A 19,428-nucleotide genomic window follows, 5' to 3' on the forward strand; every position below is an offset into this window, starting at 1 on the left:
GTGAAAAGTAGTGGGCGAGGGGTTAGCTCATTTTGGCCAAAATCCGTTTAGGTGGAAGCCGCAAGATCGGGAGAATCGCGATAAGCAAGGCCGCCAGCACAATGGCGATGATTCCACCAAAAGCTGCAATAGCCGAGCTGCTTAGCGCGCTCAACGGGACGGCGCTAATCTGTCCGTCAGTAGCTGACTGCAAAATCTGTGCGGAGAGGAAATGCCCCGCGATCTCGCTGGCAATCAGTGCAACAATGAACGCTGGAATAGTCAGCATAATCAGCTCTGTGGCAACCTGGGCGAAGATCCGCAGTTTCGAAAAACCAATGGTTAGCAAGATCCCGATCTCGTGGATGCGTGAACGCACAAAGAATGCGAGTACGAAAGCCAGGATCAATCCGCCTGAAACTAAGATGACGCGCAACAACCGCAACAGTAGGGTTGCAAAGCCGGATACCGATCCCAGCAGGTCTGCGGCGCCTCCGGTATTGCTAGCAACCTCTAGACCTTGCGTGGCGTGTTCTTTCGCGAACTTGATTGCGTGGTCAACGTCGTCTGCCTTGGTCAGGTAGGTGGCGCTGGAAACCGCCGTTTTGCCCGCCAGCTTTTGTGCAGTTTCTAGGCTTGCATACACCGACACGTCAGGGTTCTTAGAACCAGAAATATCCTGCTTGTAAACCCCCGCAACTTCTAATTCAACTTCGCTAGAGTCCTTACCGAGCGTCAGTTTGTCGCCAGCCTTTATACCCAGCTGCTGCGCAATCAGTTCAGGCAAAATGATGCTTTGGGTACTCTGCAGTTTCTGTAAAGAAGCCTCATCTATCTGGGCATCTTCTTCTGCAAAAGTCGGTAGCTTGCTCACGTCGCTTGCACCAGTTACGGAAACGAATCCGAGCTGCTGCGCTTCTGCCGCGGTGTGTAGCACAAAGTTGTGGCCCGTCAGGCGGTCATAATCTAGTAGCTTCTGTGCGGCCTCTTCTTGGAAATCTCCCGCAGTGGAAGTAACCGTGAATCCGGGAGCAATTCGCTCGGTAGCCGCGTTCGTTACGGTGTTTACGGTTGCGCTAACTATGCCCTGCAGTATGAAAACAGCTGAAATAACGAAAATGATGGCTGCCAGCGTGACGCTTTTCTTGGGGTGGCGCCTTACTGCCAAACCCGCTTGAGTCCAAAACTGCATTACTTAACCGATCTGAGTTAGCAGTTGCTTTGGACGCTTCGAAAGCATCGGTGCCGAAGCAATCAGGGTCGCAACGATTACGAGAATCAGGCCGGCAACCCCAACCATGACCAGGTGCGATGGTTCGATTACAACGTTCACGTGATCCACAGTCTTTTGAATCGTGGAGGTGTAGAAGTCGGTACCAAAGTTCTGACCGCCGTTAAGTTGCGCACTTGTTTGAGCAGACGCGCGCGAAACAATGCCGTCGCCCAGCTTCTGCGCAAGCAAGGTGGCAGTGCCAAACGATGCTACGACGGCTACAACGAAAGCGAAAATGTTCTCCGTCAAGTACTGCGCGAAGATCTTGGCCTTACTTACGCCTACGGCCAGCAGGATTCCTGTTTCTTTGCGGCGCTCATTCATCCAGAGGGCGAGGACCAGTGCGAGTGCCACGATGGTGAAAATCAGGGTGCCAATGAAAGTGGCATTAACGAGGGAGTTGATGCTTTGAAGCGAGTACGCCAGTGCTCCAAGCATGTCCGTGTTCTTCACTAGCTCATAGTGGTCCCAATCTAGGGGTAGAGCTGCGGCAGCTTTCATAACACTGTCCACGTCTTTGACGCTGTTAACGAAGAAGCCAGCATCTTGGTAGATCTCATTTTCGGGCGTAGTGCCGTTCAAGGTCCGCGCTGTATCAAGGTCGGTAAATATAGCGTTCTGGTATAGCTCTAGGCGCTGCGCGGCCGGGCGAGCGTTTTTGCCGCTAAAGGTGCCAACGATCTCTGCATCAACAGCGGCGTCGGATTGGAACCGGTTGTCCGGGTCGTAAATGTTGCCGCGCATGCGCAGCGTGTCTCCAACCTTCAGGTTGTTCTTAGCTGCAAACTCTTCGTGCACCATCACTTTGTGGTGATCATTGTCGGTGAGGTGACGGCCTTGCGCCAGGGTGAAGGTTCCCGCGCGGAAGGGGGTGGCGAGGTCTGACTTGTTCACCGCGTTCACCATCACGGCGTTGCCAAACTTTTCTTCTCTCTCTTGTGAATAGTCAGATGCTGCGCCATCTAGTTTGAAAATCTCGGCATTTTCAATGTCTGCCACCGAGCTCATGTTAGCCACGTACTTCGTGATGCCCGGAAGCTTGGCGATTGCTTCAATCTGGGCGCGAGAAACATTTCCTGCACCTCGAGCAGTGCCGGGGTTCGTGCGCTGATTATTTTGTACCGAGAAGCCAGCTAGCAGTTCTGAGCCCACCTCGTCGCTCGTGCGGGCCACAGCCTCTCGCACCGCGAAGGTGGATAGAAGAAGCGTGCAGGCGGTTAATAAAACTAGAAAGATTGTAAGCGACTTGGCTAATTTGCGAGAGACGTTAAGCCAAGCTCGTTTAACAAACGACATCTGAAAATATTCCTTTGCGTCAGTTCTTTTATTTACCAAAGAGTATTAAGCAGGGTGAATCTGTATGCATCCTGATAATTTTCTTCAGTTAAGCCTGAGAATCATTACAAATAGGATGCGAGGTCGGTCACGTTTTGTCTGCTGAGGCAGAGGGCCGAAACGCCTATCGCCTGCGGAAGCGCTGTGGCGCAGGAGGGCTACCGCACGACTTCAACAAGGATGTCTTGATCGGCAAGCTGTTCTAACACGGTTTTTGGAGTTTCAGAGTCTGTAATGACGAGGTCGAAATCAGTTAGCGGCCCAACTTTATAGAGCGCGTTTTTGGTGAACTTGCTGGAATCAGCGACGAGAATCTTTTTATCTGCAGAAGCAAGCATTTGCCTCTTAACATCAGCCACTCGCTGGTCCGGGTGGAAAGCGTGCGTGGCGGTGAGAGCGGTGGCGGACATGACACAGAGGTCCACTCTCAGCTGGTCAAGCGATTTGATGGTGATGTCTCCAAAGTAGGAGTCGGCCCAGGGCTCGTATTCTCCGCCCACCAATATGAGCTTGGCGTCTTCTTGAGGTCGAACAATTTTGGCGATGAACTCCGCGTTGGTGACAACCGTTATAGGAGTAACCTCCGATAGGTCTTCAACGAGTGAAATATTGGAGGTGGAATCGTCAACTAGTAGTGACATCCCGCGCGTGATGTGTTTCATCACGGCCTTGGCGAGGCGTTTTTTCTGGGGCCGGTTCGCCTGCTGGCGCAGGTGAGCAGAGGACTCTGACAGAGAGGATGCCGCGGGGCTGATCAATCCGTTTCTGCGTTGTACCAGTTGCAGTGATTCAAGTTCGGCAACATCGCGGTAGACGGTCATTTGCGATACAGAAAGAAGCTCTGCGAGCTGCTCAACCGTGGAGTTTCCGTGGGTCAGCAAGTGGGAGAGTATGGAGTTTCTGCGGGCTTTAGGTCCGTGGATGCTCCTCTTGTCCATTTCTGCCCTCCCTAGTTGAAATACTGCTTCAGTCTAGAAGACTATTCAATACTAAAACTTGGCCCCGCGATCCGTCAGGTTCGCGGGGCCAAGGGTAAAAGTTACGGTCTCTTGGGGAGTACCGCGGCTGCAACTTCCGTCTTGACGTCGGTTACAGCTCCCGAAATGATGCGACTTACAGCCGCTAGTAGCGGAAGCTCGTCCACCAAGTCGGGCGCGTGTTGCTTCACAAAGCCAACGGCCAGGCCTGCTGCCGGTACGCCCTCAACGGTTTGCTCCAGTCGATTCATCTCGGCTAGAGCCTCCTTTGCGGTTTCTCCACGGCCTAGGCGCACACCATAAACCTTGTTGCGACCCGACAGGCCGGTGACTTCCAGGTCTCCAACGCCAGCTAGCCCGAAAGCGGTTGCCGGATCTGCGCCTTGTGACTGCCCAAGCAGGGACATTTCGCGCACAGCCTGCGCAAACGTTGCAGCCTTGAGGTTGTGGTGCGGCACACCGGTTCCCTCCTCAAGGCCATCCGCGATACCAAGCGCGATGGCATACACGTTCTTCATGGGAGCGCAGATTTCCACACCGGTTTCGTCGCCGCTCGGCTCAATGCAGTAAACATCGGAGCGGGCTTCGCGAGCGAAACGCGTGGCCAGGTCCTTGTCCTTCGAGCCAAAGATCGTTGCGGTGGGCTTGCGTGCCGCGCACTCATTGGCTTTAACGGGACCAGCGATTGCAACGATCGGCGGGACGGTTTTGCCGTTAGCCTTAGCAATCCGCCTGATTGCGTCCGGCAGCAGCTGGATGTTGCCATCCGGGCCTTCATTAAAGCCCTTGGATGTCAGCCAAAGTGCCTCGGCCTTCTCGATTCCGTCAAGGGCTAGCTCCGTAATCTTCTCGACGCCCACGGAAGCCACCGACATGACCACGACGTTAGCGCCGTCGAGTGCGTCGTTAAGTTCTCCACTGCGGTAGAGCTTGACGCCCTCGGCTACGTGCTCGTTGGTGCGCGGGTGCGGCTTTCCGGCCTCAATCGCATCGAGGAGGTGGTCGTCGAGCCACGTTCCCCACAGGCGTACCTCCCAGCCCGAATCGATGAGTGGCGTGCACAGCGCAGAACCCATAGCTCCGGCGCCCAGTACGGTAATGATCGACATGTTGTTCCTTTCCGTATCTTTAAAGCTCAGCCGCAGGGGACTCGGGCTTCGTGGATGGGTATTTCAAGGAAAGATCGTGGAGGCGTTCGAAAGTGTCCTTGAGCTTCGGGTAAAGCTCGTGCTGAATGTCCGCAATCTCCTTGTAGTTTTCATGCGCATCCATGTCTGGCTCAATGGTATCGCCATAGCGGGCCATGCCAACGGCTGCGCTTTGGACGTCCTCGTACGCATCCGTGGACGCCATTGCAAGAACTGCGGCGCCGAGGGCGGAGGTTTCATCTTCGAGGCAGACAGTGAGGGGCAGGCCCGTGCAGTCGGCCATGATTTGGCGCCACAGCTTGGAGCGAGTGCCGCCACCCATGATGCGTAGGCCCTGAAGCTTCACACCCGTGCCTTCCTCGATGTGGTTGAGGTTGTAGCGCATCTCGAAGCCGATCGACTCGAGGATCGAACGGTACATGTGCGCACGCGAATGGGTGCCGCGCCAGCCCGCCACGGCGCCGCGCGCAACGGAATCCCAGTACGGGGACTGCACTGCATTCCAGTAGGGGAGTGTCACGAGACCTTCGCAACCGGCAGGAATCTTTGAAGCTGCTTCATCCAGAGCCGGATCGGGTTCGCCCAGGAGCTTCGGGTCTCCCAGCGACTTGCGGAACCATCCGGCCAGGTAGGAACCGGAAGACTGCAGGACCTCAAATACGTAGTTGCCGGGAATGCCTGAGACATGCGTGCGGAATACTGGATCGTACTTGTAGACCGGGGATTCAACACCTGCATTCACTGCGGTGCCGAGGTTTAGATAACCAATCTCCGGCGTAACTGCTGCCGCGCCAATACCGGCGGCCTGTCCATCTCCAAGGCCGGCGATTACTGGAATCGACTTTGACAGGCCCCATTCGGACACCAGGTCATCCTTGAGCATCGCGATTGGGCTAGCTGGTTCAACAAGCTCAGACATTTGATCGCGGCGCACGCCTGCAATCTCAAGAAGCTCATCCGCGTAGTCGCGCTTTTCAATATCGAAAAGGCCGAGCGAGTCCGCGGCCGCCTGTGAAGAAGCCCAGCGCCCGGTCAGATTGAAAGTGATGTAGCCGAGGACGTCGACAACCTTGTCGGCCTTCTCAAACACCTCCGGCTCGTGCTGGGCAACCCAAGCCATCTTGTAGATCGCGGGGGTCACGCCTGCAGGTTTGCCGGACAGCTGGTGGATGTGTGCAGAACCGTACTTGCGGATCTGCTCGGTTGCGCGGCCGTCAAGCCACAAAATTCCGTTACGAAGCGGTGTGCCATCGGCCTTGAAAGGTGCGAAACTCTCGCGCTGGTGCGTAATGCCGATTGCTTCAATGCGCTCGCGGTCTGTGGGGGAGAGCGCCGCCACTGCCTCGCCAATCGCGTCTCGCGTGGTTTCCCACCAGCGAATCGGGTTGTGCTCGTAGCAGTCCATCGCGGGCGTGTGCAACTGAATGTTGCGTTTCGCGGTGTGCAGCACGTGTCCGGTGGCGTCGACAATGATCGCTTTGGTGGACGTGGTGGACGAGTCGATAGCAATAACAAGGGGGCCGGCACCCAGGTGGTGCTTGTTCTCAGGTGTCATTAGAATCTCCATTCTTCGTTGAATGCACCATCAGAGTATCCACACGATTAACAAAAATCAACAGGATTTCTGCGAAAACCCACAAAATATATGAAAGCTCGCTTTTAAGGCTGTTTCTTCATCGTTAGTTTTCTGACACGGTTGTCGTAAAAAACGCTGTATTTCAACAAAAAGTCGAGGTCTTAGCCGTGTATATTCGTATGCGGTTCATGAATGAAGGATGGAAACAATGGCGGATGAAGCTAAAAGCGCACCTAGAGTTTTGGTCATTTACAACACCCTGACCGGATTTTCTAAGACCTATGGGACTTGGATCGCAGAAGACCTCGAGGCTGATCTTCACCCATTGTCGGAGGTAGTCGAGGGCGTGAAGAGTGGCCGCATCAACTTAGCGTCATATGACCTGGTGGTCTACGGCGCTGGCGTGCGAATGGCGATCATCCGAGGCTTCAGAAAGTTCCGCAAGATGGCAAAAGATGCCGGCATTTTGAATCAAGGTCGCGTAATCGTGTGGGCAAACGGGGGAACGCCGCAGCACCCGGACCGAGATTGGAAGTGCGCAGCCCGCACGTTCACCAGGAACGAGCTGGCCAAGGGCGAGTTCCCGTTCTTCTACTTCGAGGGCGGGGTCCGCTATGAAGGCCTACCCGCAGCTGAAAAGACGCTACTCAAGATCTTCGCTAAGCGAGTGCAGAAGTACCGCGACCGCGGAGAGTGGGCTGTAGCCGTGGCCGATAATATTGCGCAGGGCTACGATCACACGAACCGTGACTCGATTGCTCCTCTGGTTGAGTGCGCCCGAGAGGCTTTGAATCACCGCTAAGACAGGTCTCCGCGCATGCGCCCGCCTACAACGGGGACGCCGGATTCTCATTTAGTTGAGAAAGCGCCAAATTGTCTCCTCGTTCCCGTATGGTGATGGGACGGCCACAAAGGTGTGGTTAACGACGAAAGGCGTGTGAAGGCATGAGCAAGTATTTCGCCGGTATTGACGCAGGAACAACAGGCGCAAGCGTCATTATTTTCGATGGTGCCGGCAAGATCATTAGCAGCGGTTACAAGGAATATCGCACTAAGCATCCTCATCCTGGTTGGGTGGATCAGGATATGCATGAGCTTTGGGACGGTATTTGTTATGCCGCGAGGAAGGCAACAGCCTCGTTCCCAGGCGATGTGAAAGACATTGTTTCGATCGGAGTTTCGTCGCAGCGCGGCTCATTCATTCCGATTGATGAGGATTGGAATCCGCTTAGCGACGCGATTGTGTGGTCTGACGGGCGCTCGGGCAAGCAGACTCGCTGGATGAAGGAGGAGTTTGGCGAGGAGGGCTACTACGAAATTTCAGGCTTGAACATTTCCAGCCTGTGGGTGTATCCCAAACTGATGTGGCTGAAAGAGAACTGGCCGCAGGTTTATGCCAAGACTTGGAAGATAGTTAACGGGCAAGAGTGGATTTTACACAAGCTTGGATCAACCGAGCTGTTTGCAAATGCGTCTGCGCTTAACTACAACGGCATGTTCGACATCAAAACCTTGGAATACTCGCCGGAACTATTTGACCGTGCGGGACTTGACCTAGACATGATGCCACCTCTATTGCACGAACTTCGCCCTATCGGCGAGGTTAGCGCGCAGGCCAGTGAACAGACCGGTTTCGCGAAGGGCACGGTGCTCTCGCCGGGCGGCGGTGACCAGCAGTGTGCTGCCGTAGGGTCGGGTGTGAATAGGCAGGGGCTGGCAGAGTTGTCGCTCGGCACGGCTGCTGTCATGGTTGCCCAGCTTGACCAAGCTCCGAACATGGCTGCGAATCTGCAAAGCGGCGTGTCGTTTGGAGCTCATTCGATCCCGGGCCGTTGGGACATGGAGGGCACTGCACACGCCGCGGGCGCGGTCTTACGCTGGTGGCGTGACACCTACGGCCAGCCGGAGGTAAGAGCGGCCGCTGAACTTGATTTGAGCCCGTATGACCTCATCACGCTTGAGGCGGCGAAGGCGCCGGTGGGCTCGCATGGGCTGATCTTCTTCCCGTTCTTCAACTCGCAGGCGAATCCGTACTTCCATGACAATGCGCGAGGCGGCATGCTGGGCATTACGCAGATCCATACTCGTGCTCATTCCGCGCGCGCCGTGCTCGAGGGTGTGGCCTATGAGCTGCGCATGAGCGTGGAGGCAATGGAAAATGCGATGGAGGAGCCGTTCGAGACGATTCGCCTCTCGGGTGGCGGCGCGAACTCTGTGTTCTGGAGTCAGGTGCAAGCCGACATTTATGGCCGCCCAGTTGAGCGCCTGATCGTGTCCGAGTGTGCTGCGCTCGGCGCTGCGATTCTTGGCGGTGTTGGCGCGGGAGCACTGCCTTCCGTTGACGTGGCGGTGGACAACATGGTGCACACGCGCGGGTTTATCTACCCGAACGAAGACAACCATGCGGTATACAACGAGTACTACGAGGTGTTCAAGAAGGCGTTCCTCGCTTGGGCGAATGCGGATGTTTACAATGACCTCGCAGACGTGAACGCGCGAATGGCTGATAACCCGGCTGCTAATTAGGTGCGCTAATCGGGCCTGACCGCCGCGCGTGAAAGCAGGTTGATGGCTTAAGAGTGGTGGGGTGTTGCTCTAGTGTAAGAGCAACACCCCACCACTTGATTATCCGTGACGAGGATTAGCGGCCGCTAGTAGAGCAGCTCCACGGCCTTGTCCACGAGTTCCTCTAGCCGCTTCACGTCCTTTTGAGTTGCGGTAGTGATCACCACGGCGCCTCGTTCGGGAATGATTGCGAGGGTTTGCCCGTCGGTTCCGTGGCCGAAGAAAATGTTGCCCCGGTTGGAGAGCCACAGGCTGGAGCCGTAGGCATGACGGCGGAAGTACGGGTTTGTAGGCGTGTCCACGCGGGGGGTAAAAGCGGTGAATTGCTTCATGCGTTCAATCCACTGTGGGCTCACAATGCCCTTGCCGCCTTCAAGTAGTAGCTCGCCTATCTTCAGCATGTCGTGGGGTAGTAGCCATAGTCTGGTGGCCCCGGCCAGGTTTTTTCCGTAGCGCTCCCACCTGTAATCGGTTATGCCAAGCGGGTTAAATAGCGCGCGCCTGATGTAGTCCTCTAGGTCCTCACCAAGGAATTCTTGCAGGTAGATGGACATAAGGTAGAAGCCTGCGTTGGAATACAGGTAGTAAGTTCCCGCCTCGTGCACGATTGGTTCGTTGACGATGTAGTTGATGTAGTCAGCGGGGTCCATGTCTTGAATGTCGCCGCGCATCATCAGTATGCGGTCAAACCCGATGGTGTGGTTCATCAAGTGTTTGATTTTGATGTGCTGCCACTTTTCAAGGTTTTCTGGGTCTTTGACTTCGCACAGGTTCTTGAGCACCGGCCATACCGGTGTGTCTTCGGTTAGATCATCGCGCGATTCGATGACGGTGCCAAGAACGAGGGCGAGGACAGTCTTAGAGATCGATCGAATATCTGACGGTCCGGTGTGTCCGCGGAAGGCGTGGAGGTATTCGCTGTTGCCCTGTTTGACGAGCAGATACTCCATTTGAAGCGGGTTCCCAGAGCCATCTTTGGCTTCCTCGAAGAGCTTTACTAGGCCATCAAATTGTTGCTGATCCATTTCGACCTCACTTGTGTAAGAGCTTCGCTCAAGCCTAACAGCTATGCCTTGACAGGTGCTCCGTTTGGGGTATCCTGTCGGTGGATCAAGAAGTCCAACGTTAAGCCCCTCGGCTAGTTGGCTGGCAACCGCGTGTCGCACACGGTGCCCCTGAGGGAAGATCCGCCGCTAAACAGAAGTTTGGCGGACGCGCGATTTTTAAGGAGCTCACTATGAGCAAGGACCCACTTTTCCCTGTTAGCCCCTGCCAGTTGATGATTGCGGGACATAGGCCGCATTGGATCCAGGCAAAGATTTCTACTAGAGGCCCGATCTATCCGGTTGAGATCATCGGCGTCGAGGGTAACTACGTTACTTTCGGGAACGATGAGCAAGTGTGGACATTTTGGAATCACTCTGAAGAAGAACTGCAAAACATGTTGGCGTATGTGAGGAAGCATCCCGACGCCCGGATCGAGTTCCGCGAGAAGGGTACAGCACTTTGCGTTGGCGATAGAAAAAGCGTAAGGCTGTACAGTTTGACGTCCAAGCCTAATGGTCAGTGCTCTACCAATCCCATGCATCCGGGCGGGTTCATGATTCCAGGTTCGGCGGTTAACGATCCTGCGGTAAAGGAACTGTTCAAGCAGGTGGTGGAGAATGCCCGCAAATCTGCGGTGGAAAGCGAAGCTAGCGGGGAGTGAGGCACTAGTTGCCTAACAATGCCGCCGGGTGCGAGATCACACAAGCGGTCCGTGCCCGGCGTGCGTTCGAGCAATCCCTTGCAGCTATCGTGCTATTCGGCGGCCGAGCTGTCTAGGTTATAACAACGCCCCGGCCCGAACGGGCTGGGATGAAACTGTGAATTTTTGATGGGCTAGAGGAGCCCATCCGTATTTCTACTCGTAGTAGTCGATGTAATCCCAGCTCACTTCACCGCGAAGACGTGGGATAAAGAAAGGCCATTCAGAGGGGAAACCTAAATTAGCTAGAAATTCCTTCAGATCTTCATCTGAATAGTGCCTGTTCTCTTCAGGCGACAGAACATAACCGGCTAATTCATCCACCGTACGATCCATTAGGTTCTTGTCTGCCATGAGCTCAATCTATCGAGAAAAGTGTTTGAGATACAGGGGGTTTCCGGAGGGGGTTGTTCTTTTCCACTGCTACTAGCAGGCACTGTTTTCGTCCGCAACAGTCTATTGGTTGTGTGCGGTGACTTTCGCAATCGTGCTTGGCGTTTGTGTGGCTGTCTAGTTGTTCGTCTATACGGGTCGGTGCTTCTCAGTCCAACTAATGGGGAGCAGTTCATATGACGCTTCCAACGCCGCTGCCGCGCGCCATAGCGCCCCTTTGTGTCGAGTTCTGAGGTTCTATCTAGGTTCTATCTAAAGGACTTTAATAGTGCCTCGTGGCACACGTTAGTACATGTGGGGGATGGGCGAAACCGTTGAAATACCGGGGAAAAGTATAAGAAAACCCCGGCAACTCAACGAATTGCCGGGGCACACTGTGGAGATGCCGGGAATTGAACCCGGGTCCAACGATCCACCCCAATTTCTTCTCCGGGCGCAGTTTGCAATAAGTTTCTCAGCCACTAGCAACATGCAAACCTGCAACTAGGTGGCTCAGTTGAGAAAGTGTCGGTCACCGCCTCTCAACACGGTGGCAACCCAGTGGCTCATAAAACGACGCCAGGAACCAAACTCAGAGCATTGCTTGGGCTGACGGACTTGCTCGCTAGATTAGGCAGCGAGGGCAAAGTCGGTGCGGTTCTGTTCAGCACCTATTGTTTTGAATACATGGTTAACGAGGTCAGTAGACATCCTCGGCCCGCTTCACATCGATTGAAGATCGCTGTCGAAACCGATCATCCCCCTATGTAGTTTTCCATCCCTAACTCCGCACGCGGTGGTGGCCTCCAAAATATTTTTAGAAAACCAGCGCAACAAAAATACGATTGTCAAGGACAAGTAAGTATAAGGCGAAATCCAACAATAAATCAATGGATAACGCGAAATAAACCGCAAAACGGCCCGTGGCTGCTGCCAGGTTTCTAAACAGTCGCTAACCAGCTCACCAAAAGACTAGAGTTGAGGTGATGCATAACACCCCCGACGCCGGTCAGTCGCCTTCAACTACAGGGTCCTACAGGAAGATCCTGCTGGGCGGCGAACCAACGCTAAGCGCAGCAGATATAGCGGCGCGCACCGAAACCCCAGTAACCCGCGTTAATTCCTATTGGGTTGCCATGGGGTTCGCTCCGGCTGTCGAAGGCGAGGTTGTATTCACCACGCAGGACCTCAAGGCATACCAGCGTTGGTCCGATCTGATCGACTCGGGTCGCATTGACCTGCAGACCGGGCTGTCGCTCGTACGCGCGCAAGCACACATTACGGACCGGCTCGTGCTGTGGCAGATGGAGGCCCTCGTCGATGACGTGGCGCGCAGATACACATTAGATGACACGTCCGCCAGGCTCGTCACGTTAGACAAGTTCCGCGAATTCCTGCCCTTCCTTGAAGAGGAGCTCATTTACTCTTGGAAACGCCAACTTGAATCAATCATTACGCGCGTCGATCAGGAAGTTTCGCACCGTGGTCGCGAACGGGAAACAAACAGCTTCCCACTTATTCGCACGCTCGGCTTCGTGGACATGGTCTCCTACACGTCTTCGTCCGTTTCACTTCCCGAAGAGGACCTCGTTGACCTGATCGACCAGTTCGAAACCGTGTGCCGCATCGTGATCCCGTCCGCGGGAGGGCGCGTAGTGAAAATGATTGGCGATGCCGTGTTCTACATCGCTGATGATCTGCCAACCGGACTGCGCGTAGTTACCGAACTGATGCAGCGCTTAAACAGTATGCGCAAAATGTTGCCCGTACGCGCATCGATTGTGCAGGGGGCAGTGTTTTCGAGGTCGGGGGACGTCTTTGGGCCGCCCGTGAATCTCGCTTCGCGGCTGGTTGATGTAGCTCCGGTTGGGCAAATCATTACCGACGGAGAAACCGCCGGCAAGATCGCGCGCGGCGAGGCTGGGCCTTGGTATCGCGTGTCGGCAGCCAAGGAAGCTGATCTGCGAGGAGTGGGCCGGGTAGTCCCGTTCCAGGTGAGCGTTGAAGACCGTCCACCTGTTGAACATTTGCCAATTGAATCTCTTTAAACTTTAATCATTCAATTTCGCGAACAATTCGTATAGGAAACGTCTATATGTAGCGAAAAACTGATTACAGGCACGCTCAAATAGTAAAAAGTATCTTGATGTCGCATTACATTTTACTTCCTCAAGGCGTGTGCAATGCCCAAATATGGCCTACTATAAAAGCGTGACTACTGTTCTTTTGGTTGAAGATGATCCTGCTATTGCAGAGCCCCTAGCTCGCGCGCTTGGCCGTGAGGGCTACGAAGTTAGGGCACACGGCACCGGTCGTGGAGCTCTAAACGAGGTTGATAGTGCCGACCTCATCGTTCTTGATCTTGGACTTCCCGATATGGACGGGCTGGATGTAGCTCGCCAGGTGCGCAAACTTGGGCTGTCCACCCCGATTTTGATTTTGACTGCTCGTGCGGACGAGGTCGACATGGTTGTCGGCCTTGACGCTGGCGCGGATGACTACGTGACAAAGCCGTTCCGCCTCGCAGAGCTACTTGCCCGCGTTCGCGCGCTGTTGCGTCGCACGGGAACCGAAGAGGCTGACGGTGAGCTCACCGTGCAGGACGTTCGCGTCGATGTGGGTGCGCACCGCGCATTCGTGAAAGACCGCGAGTTGCAACTAACCGCTAAGGAATTCGACCTGCTCCGCGTCCTCGTTCGTGAGGCGGGCAACGTGGTCGAGCGCGACGTGCTGATGCGCGAGGTTTGGGGTTCGGATCCTACCGGTTCTACCAAGACTCTCGACATGCATGTTTCCTGGCTACGTCGCAAGCTGGGCGACGACGCTGCGGATCCGCACTACATCACCACCGTTCGCGGCATGGGATTCAGGTTCGAAAAAGAGCGGGCCTAACACATGCGCGCACGCGTTATTAAAATGATCGCCACGGCTGTGACCGTGGCGGTCTTAATTCTGGGCATTCCCTCGCTTTTCATTGGCGGCGGTCTGGTTTGGCAGTCCGCACAGCATAATCTCCAGTCGCGCACGCAACTACTCGGCAACATGGTTGAGCGCAGAATCCAATCGGGGGATGAGCTCACACAGCGCAACCTTGACAACTGGGTGCTGGGAAACGATCTGCTCAGTAGCGCGTACGTGCGTGTGAACAATCCGGGTGAAGCTGGCCTTGTTGAAAGAGGAGGACATGTTGGTGCTCCTCGCATGACCGCCTCAGTTGTCTTGCCGTCGGGTACTACGGTACGTAGCGAGATTTCGGCATGGCCAACAATCCTCTCAATCGCGCGCCTTGTTGCGGTGTTTCTCGCCGGTATTATGGCCTCCCTTGCAGTTGGTTATTGGTTAGCTTTGCGTGGATCACGACGCATTTCCGCGCCCCTTATTTATCTGGCTGCGCAGGCAGAACAAATCGGTTCCGGACAGGTTCGGGCTCGCGTGAATCCTTCCGGTATTGAAGAGATTGACCTGGTCCAAGAAGAGCTTGTGCGCACAGGGGAGCGCATGGCTGGCCGGCTTGCTGCGGAGCGCCAGTTCGCTGCTAACGCCTCACACCAGTTGCGTACGCCGCTCACGGCTTTGTCCATGCGTTTGGAGGAGATCGAGCTCATCACGGATGATCCGGAGATTCAAAGTGAGGTGCGTGTATGCCTTGAACAGGTTGAGCGCCTCACGCAGGTGATTGGCGACCTTTTGACCACAACCAAGAGCGCAGGAGGTAACGCGGAGGCAATCCACGTACTCGAAATTTTTAATCAGCAGCGCGAAGAGTGGGAGGAAACATTCGAGGCAGAGGGCCGAGAGCTGATTTTCACAGACGAGGCCGCGCAGCCCGTGCTCGCGTCAGCGTCGGTACTATCGCAGGTCTTGGCAACGCTGATTGAGAATTCGCTCCGTTACGGGGCGGGCACAACCCGAGTGGTGTGCCGCAAGGGAACATCGTCGCGTGGAGTTCTGATTGACGTTTCTGACGAAGGCGAAGGCATAGCCGAAGACATGACGGAGATGATTTTTGAAAAGGGCGTCTCTGCGCATGGATCTACGGGCATTGGCCTTCCGCTGGCACGCGACCTCATTAAAGGAACGGGCGGCCGGCTAGAACTGACGCAGGCAAAACCCGCAGTCTTCACTGTCTCACTACCGGCAATGCCAACCAGCTTGGACCCGGACGTTGTGATGCCAGAGGGAATGCTGGTGTCGGTGGGCAGGCGCAAGCGCAGATTCTAAAGCGAGGGGGGCGGCCTGCAGGTGAGACGGGCCGCCGCTATCGAGCCGTGCGCGATAGGCTGAACGGGTGAGTCGAACAATAGCTGTGGTTGGCGGCGGACAGCTTGCCAGAATGATGGTCCCTCCAGCAACTGAGCTGGCAATTACTTTAAAAACCATGGTCGAAGCCAGTGACGGTTCGGCCGCGCAGGTCACCGTGAATGCGCCCGTGGGTGATCCGAAGAGCCTCGATGACATGAAGTCGTTGATCAAGGGCGCCGACGTGCTTACGTTCGAGCATGAGCACATCCCGCCCCAGATCCTTGCCGAGTGCGCCGGTATATCTATCCAGCCGCCGGCAAGCGCCCTTTTGTATGCGCAAAATAAGCTCGCCATGCGCAAGAAACTGCAGGACATTGGGGCGCCAGTGCCCAGGTGGGCGCAGGCTACCAGCCGCGAGGACGTGGCGGAGTTTGGCGATGAGGTCGGCTGGCCCGTTATCGCAAAAACACCGACGGGCGGTTACGACGGCAAGGGTGTTCGAGTGGTTGCGGACGCTCGCGGCGTTGATGATTGGCTGGCTACCGGGCCGGTTTTGCTGGAGGAAAAGGTGCCGTTTACCCGCGAAGTTGCGGTGCTCTTGGCACGCACGCCCTCCGGTGAGGTGAAGCAGTGGCCGGTCGCGGAGTCGATCCAAGAAGACGGCATTTGCTCTGAGGTGATTGCGCCAGCCCCCTCGTTATCTGAAGAGGTCGCGGCGCGGGCGCAAGCTGTTGGTGACCTGATTGCGCGCGAACTTGGAGTGACGGGCGTCCTGGCCGTTGAAATGTTTGTTGTTGATGGTCGGGAGCCAGTTCTGTTGGTCAATGAGCTTGCAATGCGTCCGCACAACACGGGCCACTGGACGATTGACGGTGCGTTAACCAGCCAGTTTGAACAGCATTTGCGCGCGGTCTTAGATTTACCCCTGGGTGAAACCACACCAATTCCGGGCGTTTGGGTGATGAAGAACCTGCTTGGTTCTAGGTACGAGGATGCCTCTTATGCCCTCCCGGACGTGCTGAAGCAGCTGCCCGGAGTCCACGTCCATCTGTACGGAAAGAGCGTGCGCCCAGGGCGTAAGCTCGGTCACGTAACGGTGTGTGCCGATGATGTGAAGACAGCTCGTGACAAGGCGGGCAAGGCCATCGATATTCTGTTTGGAAAGTGAGCGACATGGTTCAAGTTGGCATCGTAATGGGGTCTGATTCGGACTGGAAGGTCATGGGCCAGGCTGCTGAGGTTATGCGCGAGTTTGACGTTGAGTTCGAGGCGCGCGTGGTTTCTGCCCACCGCACGCCAGAAGCGATGTTGCAGTATGGCAAGGAAGCCGCGCAGCGCGGATTAAAGGTGATTATTGCCGGTGCTGGGGGAGCCGCACACCTGCCGGGTATGCTCGCTTCGGCAACGCCGCTACCGGTGATTGGCGTACCTGTACCGCTCAAATATCTGGACGGTATGGATTCTCTGTTGTCGATTGTGCAGATGCCCGCCGGGGTTCCCGTTGCTACCGTTTCGATTGGCGGGGCGCGTAACGCGGGCCTCCTCGCGGTTCGAATGCTTGCTATGTCGGATCCGACTTTGCAACAGAAGATGGAGCGTTTCCAGCAGGATTTGGCCGAGCAGTCCAGTCAGAAGAACCAGACTTTGCAACGATCTTTAGAAACCAATTAGTGAGAGTTTTAGACTGTAGTTATGAGCATTATGGTGATTGGCGGTGCCGGTTACATCGGCGCCCATGTAGTTAGGCTTTTGCAGGAACGCGGCGATGAGGTTGTGGTTGTTGACGACCTTTCGTACGGCACAAAGGATCGCATTGGTTCCGCTAAGCTCGTACAGCTTGACGTTGCAGATACGGCGTCGGGCGAGGCTTTGTTGAACACGATGGTGGACGAGGACGTTACGGCCGTGATTCATTTTGCGGCCCGCAAACAGGTGGGTGAGTCGGTCTCGCGCCCTGCCTGGTACTACCAGCAGAATGTGGGCGGCATGGCTAACGTGATGTTGGCGATGGAGAAGGCTGGTGTGAACCAGATGATCTTTTCCTCTTCCGCGGCGGTTTACGGTATGCCACCGGTTGAAGTGGTTGACGAGGACATCGAGAAGCATCCGATTAATCCCTATGGCGAAACGAAGTTCATTGGCGAGTGGATGATGGCTGATTGCGAGCGCGCCTGGGGCTTGCGTTGGATCGGCTTGCGCTACTTTAACGTGGCGGGCTCAGGCTGGGATGATTTGGGAGATCCGGCAACACTAAACTTGATCCCCATGATTTTTGAGCGCTTGGCACGCGGTAAGGCTCCCGCCATTTTCGGTACGGATTATCCTACGGAAGATGGCACGTGCATCCGCGATTACATCCACGTGAAGGATTTGGCGCGCGCTCACATTGACGCGCTGGATGCCCTGGCATCCGAGTCGGATCTAAAGCACAACGTTTACAACGTGGGTACGGGTAAGGGCACGTCAGTACGTGAGATTGTGGATGCGTGTCGCGAGGTAAGTGGCCTTAACTTTGAGGCTGAGGAGCAGGATCGCCGCGCTGGTGACCCACCCCAGTTGATTGGCAACGCTAGCCGTATCACGGAGGATCTGGGCTGGAACGCTGAGTATGATGTTGCACAGATCGTAGAGTCGGCATGGAGCGCTTGGCAGGCAGGTCCCCGCAAGATTGACGTTGCAGCCACTAACGAGTTGTTTAAGAAGAACTAGATTTTCGTAGTTCAATACAGCGGGGTGAGCGATCTGTATGGATCGCTCACCCCGCAACTGTTTGAAAGCGACGCTAGGGAAGTCCGTTGGCGTTTAGCTCCGCGGAGGTAAGGGAGCCGTTGGCGAGTTTGCGGAAGAACTCATCCGCATCGTCGTCAAGCAACACGGCAGATCCTTGACTGGTTTCGAACGCAATCGTAGCAATCGGGGGAGTACCTGTATTGCCACTCGACGTTGCGGCTCTGAAGTCCAATGCCATTCGCGCAAGTTCAAGACTCGATGTATCCGGGTCGGTGGTCACAGACTGAGCTGCGGCCGAGGATATCTTCATTTGCCGCACAGGGTTCAAGGAATTCGTTGGAAGGGCCGCCGTCTTCACGATTGCTCCGATAACCTGACGTTGTCTTTCCGCGCGTCCAATGTCCCCTTTTGGATCGGAGTAGCGCATGCGGGCAAAGGCAAGAGCAGTGCGCCCATCCGCGTTGTGGCAACCGGCCTGCCACACGAGTTCGGAGCGAGGATCATCAACGTCGTAGTCGAGGCAGAGCTCAACTCCGTTCATAGCATCCACGATGTCGACAACGCCCTGCATTCCCACTTCCACGTAGTGGTCAACTGTGATGCCACTGAGTTCTTCAACAGTGTCTACCAGCAGTTCGGGGCCTCCATATGAGAATGAGGCGTTGATTTTGCCTTCCCCGTATTCGGGGATATCAACCCACGTGTCGCGGGGGATCGACACCAGGTAGGCGTTGCCGTTGGGAGCACGGTGAAGCAGCATGATCGTGTCCGACCTGTGTCCCTCGGTTTCGTCGGTGAATTGTGTACCGTCGCGCGAGTCTGACCCGGCAATTAGGTAGGTAGTTCCCGGCGTGTCGCCGGCCCCGCTCAGGGCATCTACGTGTTCGACTTTTCCGCCCGCCCAGCTGAGCAGTAACAAGGGCCATCCAATCAGTATTGCCAGCATTACCAGAACGGTTACGATGGCGCGGCGACGCCTGTTTGGTTTGCGTCGGGCGGCGCCGGCCTGAGGTGCGCTCGGTACAGTGGGCGCGGTTGGACGAGGCTGTGGTTTCCAGGCAGAGGAGGTCGCTACTGCGCGGTTGGTGCGCGCTGGTTCCATTGGTGTTCTCGATGTAGATGAGTGCCGGTTTGGCGCGTACGAGGGTGGAACCTGCTCGCGCGATCGGCTTGATGCCGGTGCATATGAGGGCGGAGTTTGCCGCCTTTCCGGCTGAGATGACGCGCGATCCACGCGGGGCTTGTGCTCGCGGGGCGGGATCGGTTTTTGTGTGGCGGAAGAGTTAGTCGAGCGCTCACGCTGGCTGGGAACGCCGTCACGCGCAACTTGGGAGTTGCGATAGTTACGCTTCGCTGGGAAGGAAGCGGAGCGTCCGTGCGAGTTTGACGCTGAGTTTGGGCTGGCTTTAGGAGCAGTAGCCCCGTTGCTCAAACGCCCATTAGCCTTCTTCTGAACGCGTTTTGCACCTTCCGTGGAGGGGCGG

The 19,428-nt window shown here is 55.8% G+C and carries 17 protein-coding genes, 1 other RNA gene and 1 riboswitch; of the genes, 9 read left to right on the top strand and 9 right to left on the bottom strand.

Going from position 1 to position 19,428, the window contains the following annotated elements:
* Nucleotides 1–22: 22 nt before the first annotated feature.
* The 5 genes from HMPREF2891_RS03685 to HMPREF2891_RS03705 form a co-directional block, all read right to left on the bottom strand.
* Nucleotides 23–1,171 carry an ABC transporter permease gene (locus HMPREF2891_RS03685; RefSeq protein WP_070663898.1) on the bottom strand — a complete coding sequence of 383 codons (1,149 nt, stop codon included), beginning with the start codon at nucleotides 1,169–1,171 and terminating at the stop codon, nucleotides 23–25.
* Between the two features lie 3 nt (nucleotides 1,172–1,174).
* Nucleotides 1,175–2,548, bottom strand: coding sequence for an ABC transporter permease (locus tag HMPREF2891_RS03690; RefSeq protein ID WP_034506516.1), 1,374 nt, complete (start codon nucleotides 2,546–2,548; stop codon nucleotides 1,175–1,177).
* Nucleotides 2,549–2,745: 197 nt separating this feature from the next.
* Nucleotides 2,746–3,525, bottom strand: a complete 780-nt coding sequence (locus HMPREF2891_RS03695) for a DeoR/GlpR family DNA-binding transcription regulator (RefSeq protein ID WP_070663899.1) — start codon at nucleotides 3,523–3,525, stop codon at nucleotides 2,746–2,748.
* 101 nt (nucleotides 3,526–3,626) lie between these two features.
* Nucleotides 3,627–4,673 (bottom strand): NAD(P)H-dependent glycerol-3-phosphate dehydrogenase, encoded by a 1,047-nt coding sequence (locus tag HMPREF2891_RS03700; RefSeq protein WP_070663900.1) that lies wholly within the window; start codon nucleotides 4,671–4,673, stop codon nucleotides 3,627–3,629.
* A gap of 19 nt (nucleotides 4,674–4,692) precedes the next feature.
* Nucleotides 4,693–6,267, bottom strand: a complete 1,575-nt coding sequence (locus HMPREF2891_RS03705; RefSeq protein ID WP_070663901.1) for a xylulokinase — start codon at nucleotides 6,265–6,267, stop codon at nucleotides 4,693–4,695.
* Nucleotides 6,268–6,496: 229 nt separating this feature from the next.
* Here HMPREF2891_RS03705 and HMPREF2891_RS03710 point away from each other — a divergent pair, with 229 nt between their 5' ends.
* Both HMPREF2891_RS03710 and HMPREF2891_RS03715 read left to right on the top strand, forming a co-directional pair.
* A complete protein-coding gene (locus HMPREF2891_RS03710) occupies nucleotides 6,497–7,090 on the top strand; it encodes a flavodoxin domain-containing protein (RefSeq protein WP_070619441.1) in 594 nt (197 codons plus the stop codon).
* Nucleotides 7,091–7,233: 143 nt separating this feature from the next.
* Complete coding sequence (locus tag HMPREF2891_RS03715; RefSeq protein WP_070663902.1) at nucleotides 7,234–8,814, top strand: FGGY-family carbohydrate kinase; 1,581 nt, start codon at nucleotides 7,234–7,236, stop codon at nucleotides 8,812–8,814.
* 125 nt (nucleotides 8,815–8,939) lie between these two features.
* Here the strand turns inward: HMPREF2891_RS03715 and HMPREF2891_RS03720 are convergent, their stop codons facing one another.
* Nucleotides 8,940–9,878, bottom strand: a complete 939-nt coding sequence (locus tag HMPREF2891_RS03720; RefSeq protein ID WP_070663903.1) for a serine hydrolase domain-containing protein — start codon at nucleotides 9,876–9,878, stop codon at nucleotides 8,940–8,942.
* Between the two features lie 83 nt (nucleotides 9,879–9,961).
* Nucleotides 9,962–10,076, top strand: a riboswitch (SAM riboswitch).
* 14 nt (nucleotides 10,077–10,090) lie between these two features.
* Here HMPREF2891_RS03720 and HMPREF2891_RS09525 point away from each other — a divergent pair.
* Entirely contained in the window at nucleotides 10,091–10,561 is a 471-nt protein-coding gene (locus tag HMPREF2891_RS09525; RefSeq protein ID WP_148131704.1) for a hypothetical protein, read from the top strand.
* 195 nt (nucleotides 10,562–10,756) lie between these two features.
* Here the strand turns inward: HMPREF2891_RS09525 and HMPREF2891_RS03725 are convergent, their stop codons facing one another.
* Together HMPREF2891_RS03725 and ssrA are read right to left on the bottom strand one after the other, a co-directional pair.
* The gene (locus HMPREF2891_RS03725; protein ID WP_070663904.1) at nucleotides 10,757–10,954 is read right to left on the bottom strand and encodes a hypothetical protein; all 198 of its coding nucleotides are present in this window, start codon (nucleotides 10,952–10,954) and stop codon (nucleotides 10,757–10,759) included.
* Between the two features lie 413 nt (nucleotides 10,955–11,367).
* Nucleotides 11,368–11,735, bottom strand: a transfer-messenger RNA (tmRNA) gene (gene ssrA / locus HMPREF2891_RS03730).
* Between the two features lie 223 nt (nucleotides 11,736–11,958).
* On the opposite strand from ssrA, the gene HMPREF2891_RS03735 reads away from it, so the two are divergent.
* The 6 genes from HMPREF2891_RS03735 (at nucleotide 11,959) to galE (ending at nucleotide 17,923) form a co-directional block, all read left to right on the top strand.
* On the top strand, nucleotides 11,959–13,020 hold the full coding sequence (locus HMPREF2891_RS03735; protein WP_070621225.1) for an adenylate/guanylate cyclase domain-containing protein: 1,062 nt from the start codon (nucleotides 11,959–11,961) through the stop codon (nucleotides 13,018–13,020).
* A gap of 163 nt (nucleotides 13,021–13,183) precedes the next feature.
* On the top strand, nucleotides 13,184–13,864 hold the full coding sequence (locus HMPREF2891_RS03740) for a response regulator transcription factor (protein ID WP_034506722.1): 681 nt from the start codon (nucleotides 13,184–13,186) through the stop codon (nucleotides 13,862–13,864).
* A 3-nt stretch (nucleotides 13,865–13,867) separates the two neighbouring features.
* Complete coding sequence (locus HMPREF2891_RS03745; protein ID WP_070663905.1) at nucleotides 13,868–15,193, top strand: ATP-binding protein; 1,326 nt, start codon at nucleotides 13,868–13,870, stop codon at nucleotides 15,191–15,193.
* 67 nt (nucleotides 15,194–15,260) lie between these two features.
* Nucleotides 15,261–16,382 carry a 5-(carboxyamino)imidazole ribonucleotide synthase gene (locus HMPREF2891_RS03750; RefSeq protein WP_083311234.1) on the top strand — a complete coding sequence of 374 codons (1,122 nt, stop codon included), beginning with the start codon at nucleotides 15,261–15,263 and terminating at the stop codon, nucleotides 16,380–16,382.
* Between the two features lie 5 nt (nucleotides 16,383–16,387).
* Nucleotides 16,388–16,885 carry a 5-(carboxyamino)imidazole ribonucleotide mutase gene (purE, locus tag HMPREF2891_RS03755; protein WP_070663906.1) on the top strand — a complete coding sequence of 166 codons (498 nt, stop codon included), beginning with the start codon at nucleotides 16,388–16,390 and terminating at the stop codon, nucleotides 16,883–16,885.
* A 21-nt stretch (nucleotides 16,886–16,906) separates the two neighbouring features.
* Entirely contained in the window at nucleotides 16,907–17,923 is a 1,017-nt protein-coding gene (gene galE, locus HMPREF2891_RS03760) for a UDP-glucose 4-epimerase GalE (RefSeq protein ID WP_070663907.1), read from the top strand.
* Between the two features lie 73 nt (nucleotides 17,924–17,996).
* Here galE and HMPREF2891_RS09365 read toward each other — a convergent pair whose 3' ends face one another.
* Entirely contained in the window at nucleotides 17,997–19,046 is a 1,050-nt protein-coding gene (locus HMPREF2891_RS09365) for an LCP family protein (protein ID WP_148131705.1), read from the bottom strand.
* Between the last annotated feature and the right edge of the window lie 382 nt (nucleotides 19,047–19,428).

The sequence above is a fragment of the Actinomyces sp. HMSC065F11 genome, assembly GCF_001813085.1.
Taxonomy (GTDB): Bacteria; Actinomycetota; Actinomycetes; order Actinomycetales; family Actinomycetaceae; genus Gleimia; species Gleimia europaea.

What these genes read in the sequence shown, in the direction of transcription:
- HMPREF2891_RS03685 (WP_070663898.1), bottom strand. Translation starts at nt 1,171, where the DNA reads ATGCAGTTTTGGACTCAAGCGGGTTTGGCAGTAAGGCGCCACCCCAAG.
- HMPREF2891_RS03705 (WP_070663901.1), bottom strand. Translation starts at nt 6,267, where the DNA reads ATGACACCTGAGAACAAGCACCACCTGGGTGCCGGCCCCCTTGTTATT.
- HMPREF2891_RS03725 (WP_070663904.1), bottom strand. Translation starts at nt 10,954, where the DNA reads ATGGCAGACAAGAACCTAATGGATCGTACGGTGGATGAATTAGCCGGT.
- HMPREF2891_RS03745 (WP_070663905.1), top strand. Translation starts at nt 13,868, where the DNA reads ATGCGCGCACGCGTTATTAAAATGATCGCCACGGCTGTGACCGTGGCG.
- HMPREF2891_RS03690 (WP_034506516.1), bottom strand. Translation starts at nt 2,548, where the DNA reads ATGTCGTTTGTTAAACGAGCTTGGCTTAACGTCTCTCGCAAATTAGCC.
- HMPREF2891_RS03695 (WP_070663899.1), bottom strand. Translation starts at nt 3,525, where the DNA reads ATGGACAAGAGGAGCATCCACGGACCTAAAGCCCGCAGAAACTCCATA.
- HMPREF2891_RS09525 (WP_148131704.1), top strand. Translation starts at nt 10,091, where the DNA reads ATGAGCAAGGACCCACTTTTCCCTGTTAGCCCCTGCCAGTTGATGATT.
- HMPREF2891_RS03735 (WP_070621225.1), top strand. Translation starts at nt 11,959, where the DNA reads ATGCATAACACCCCCGACGCCGGTCAGTCGCCTTCAACTACAGGGTCC.
- galE (WP_070663907.1), top strand. Translation starts at nt 16,907, where the DNA reads ATGAGCATTATGGTGATTGGCGGTGCCGGTTACATCGGCGCCCATGTA.
- HMPREF2891_RS03710 (WP_070619441.1), top strand. Translation starts at nt 6,497, where the DNA reads ATGGCGGATGAAGCTAAAAGCGCACCTAGAGTTTTGGTCATTTACAAC.
- HMPREF2891_RS03700 (WP_070663900.1), bottom strand. Translation starts at nt 4,673, where the DNA reads ATGTCGATCATTACCGTACTGGGCGCCGGAGCTATGGGTTCTGCGCTG.
- HMPREF2891_RS03715 (WP_070663902.1), top strand. Translation starts at nt 7,234, where the DNA reads ATGAGCAAGTATTTCGCCGGTATTGACGCAGGAACAACAGGCGCAAGC.
- HMPREF2891_RS09365 (WP_148131705.1), bottom strand. Translation starts at nt 19,046, where the DNA reads ATGGAACCAGCGCGCACCAACCGCGCAGTAGCGACCTCCTCTGCCTGG.
- purE (WP_070663906.1), top strand. Translation starts at nt 16,388, where the DNA reads ATGGTTCAAGTTGGCATCGTAATGGGGTCTGATTCGGACTGGAAGGTC.
- HMPREF2891_RS03720 (WP_070663903.1), bottom strand. Translation starts at nt 9,878, where the DNA reads ATGGATCAGCAACAATTTGATGGCCTAGTAAAGCTCTTCGAGGAAGCC.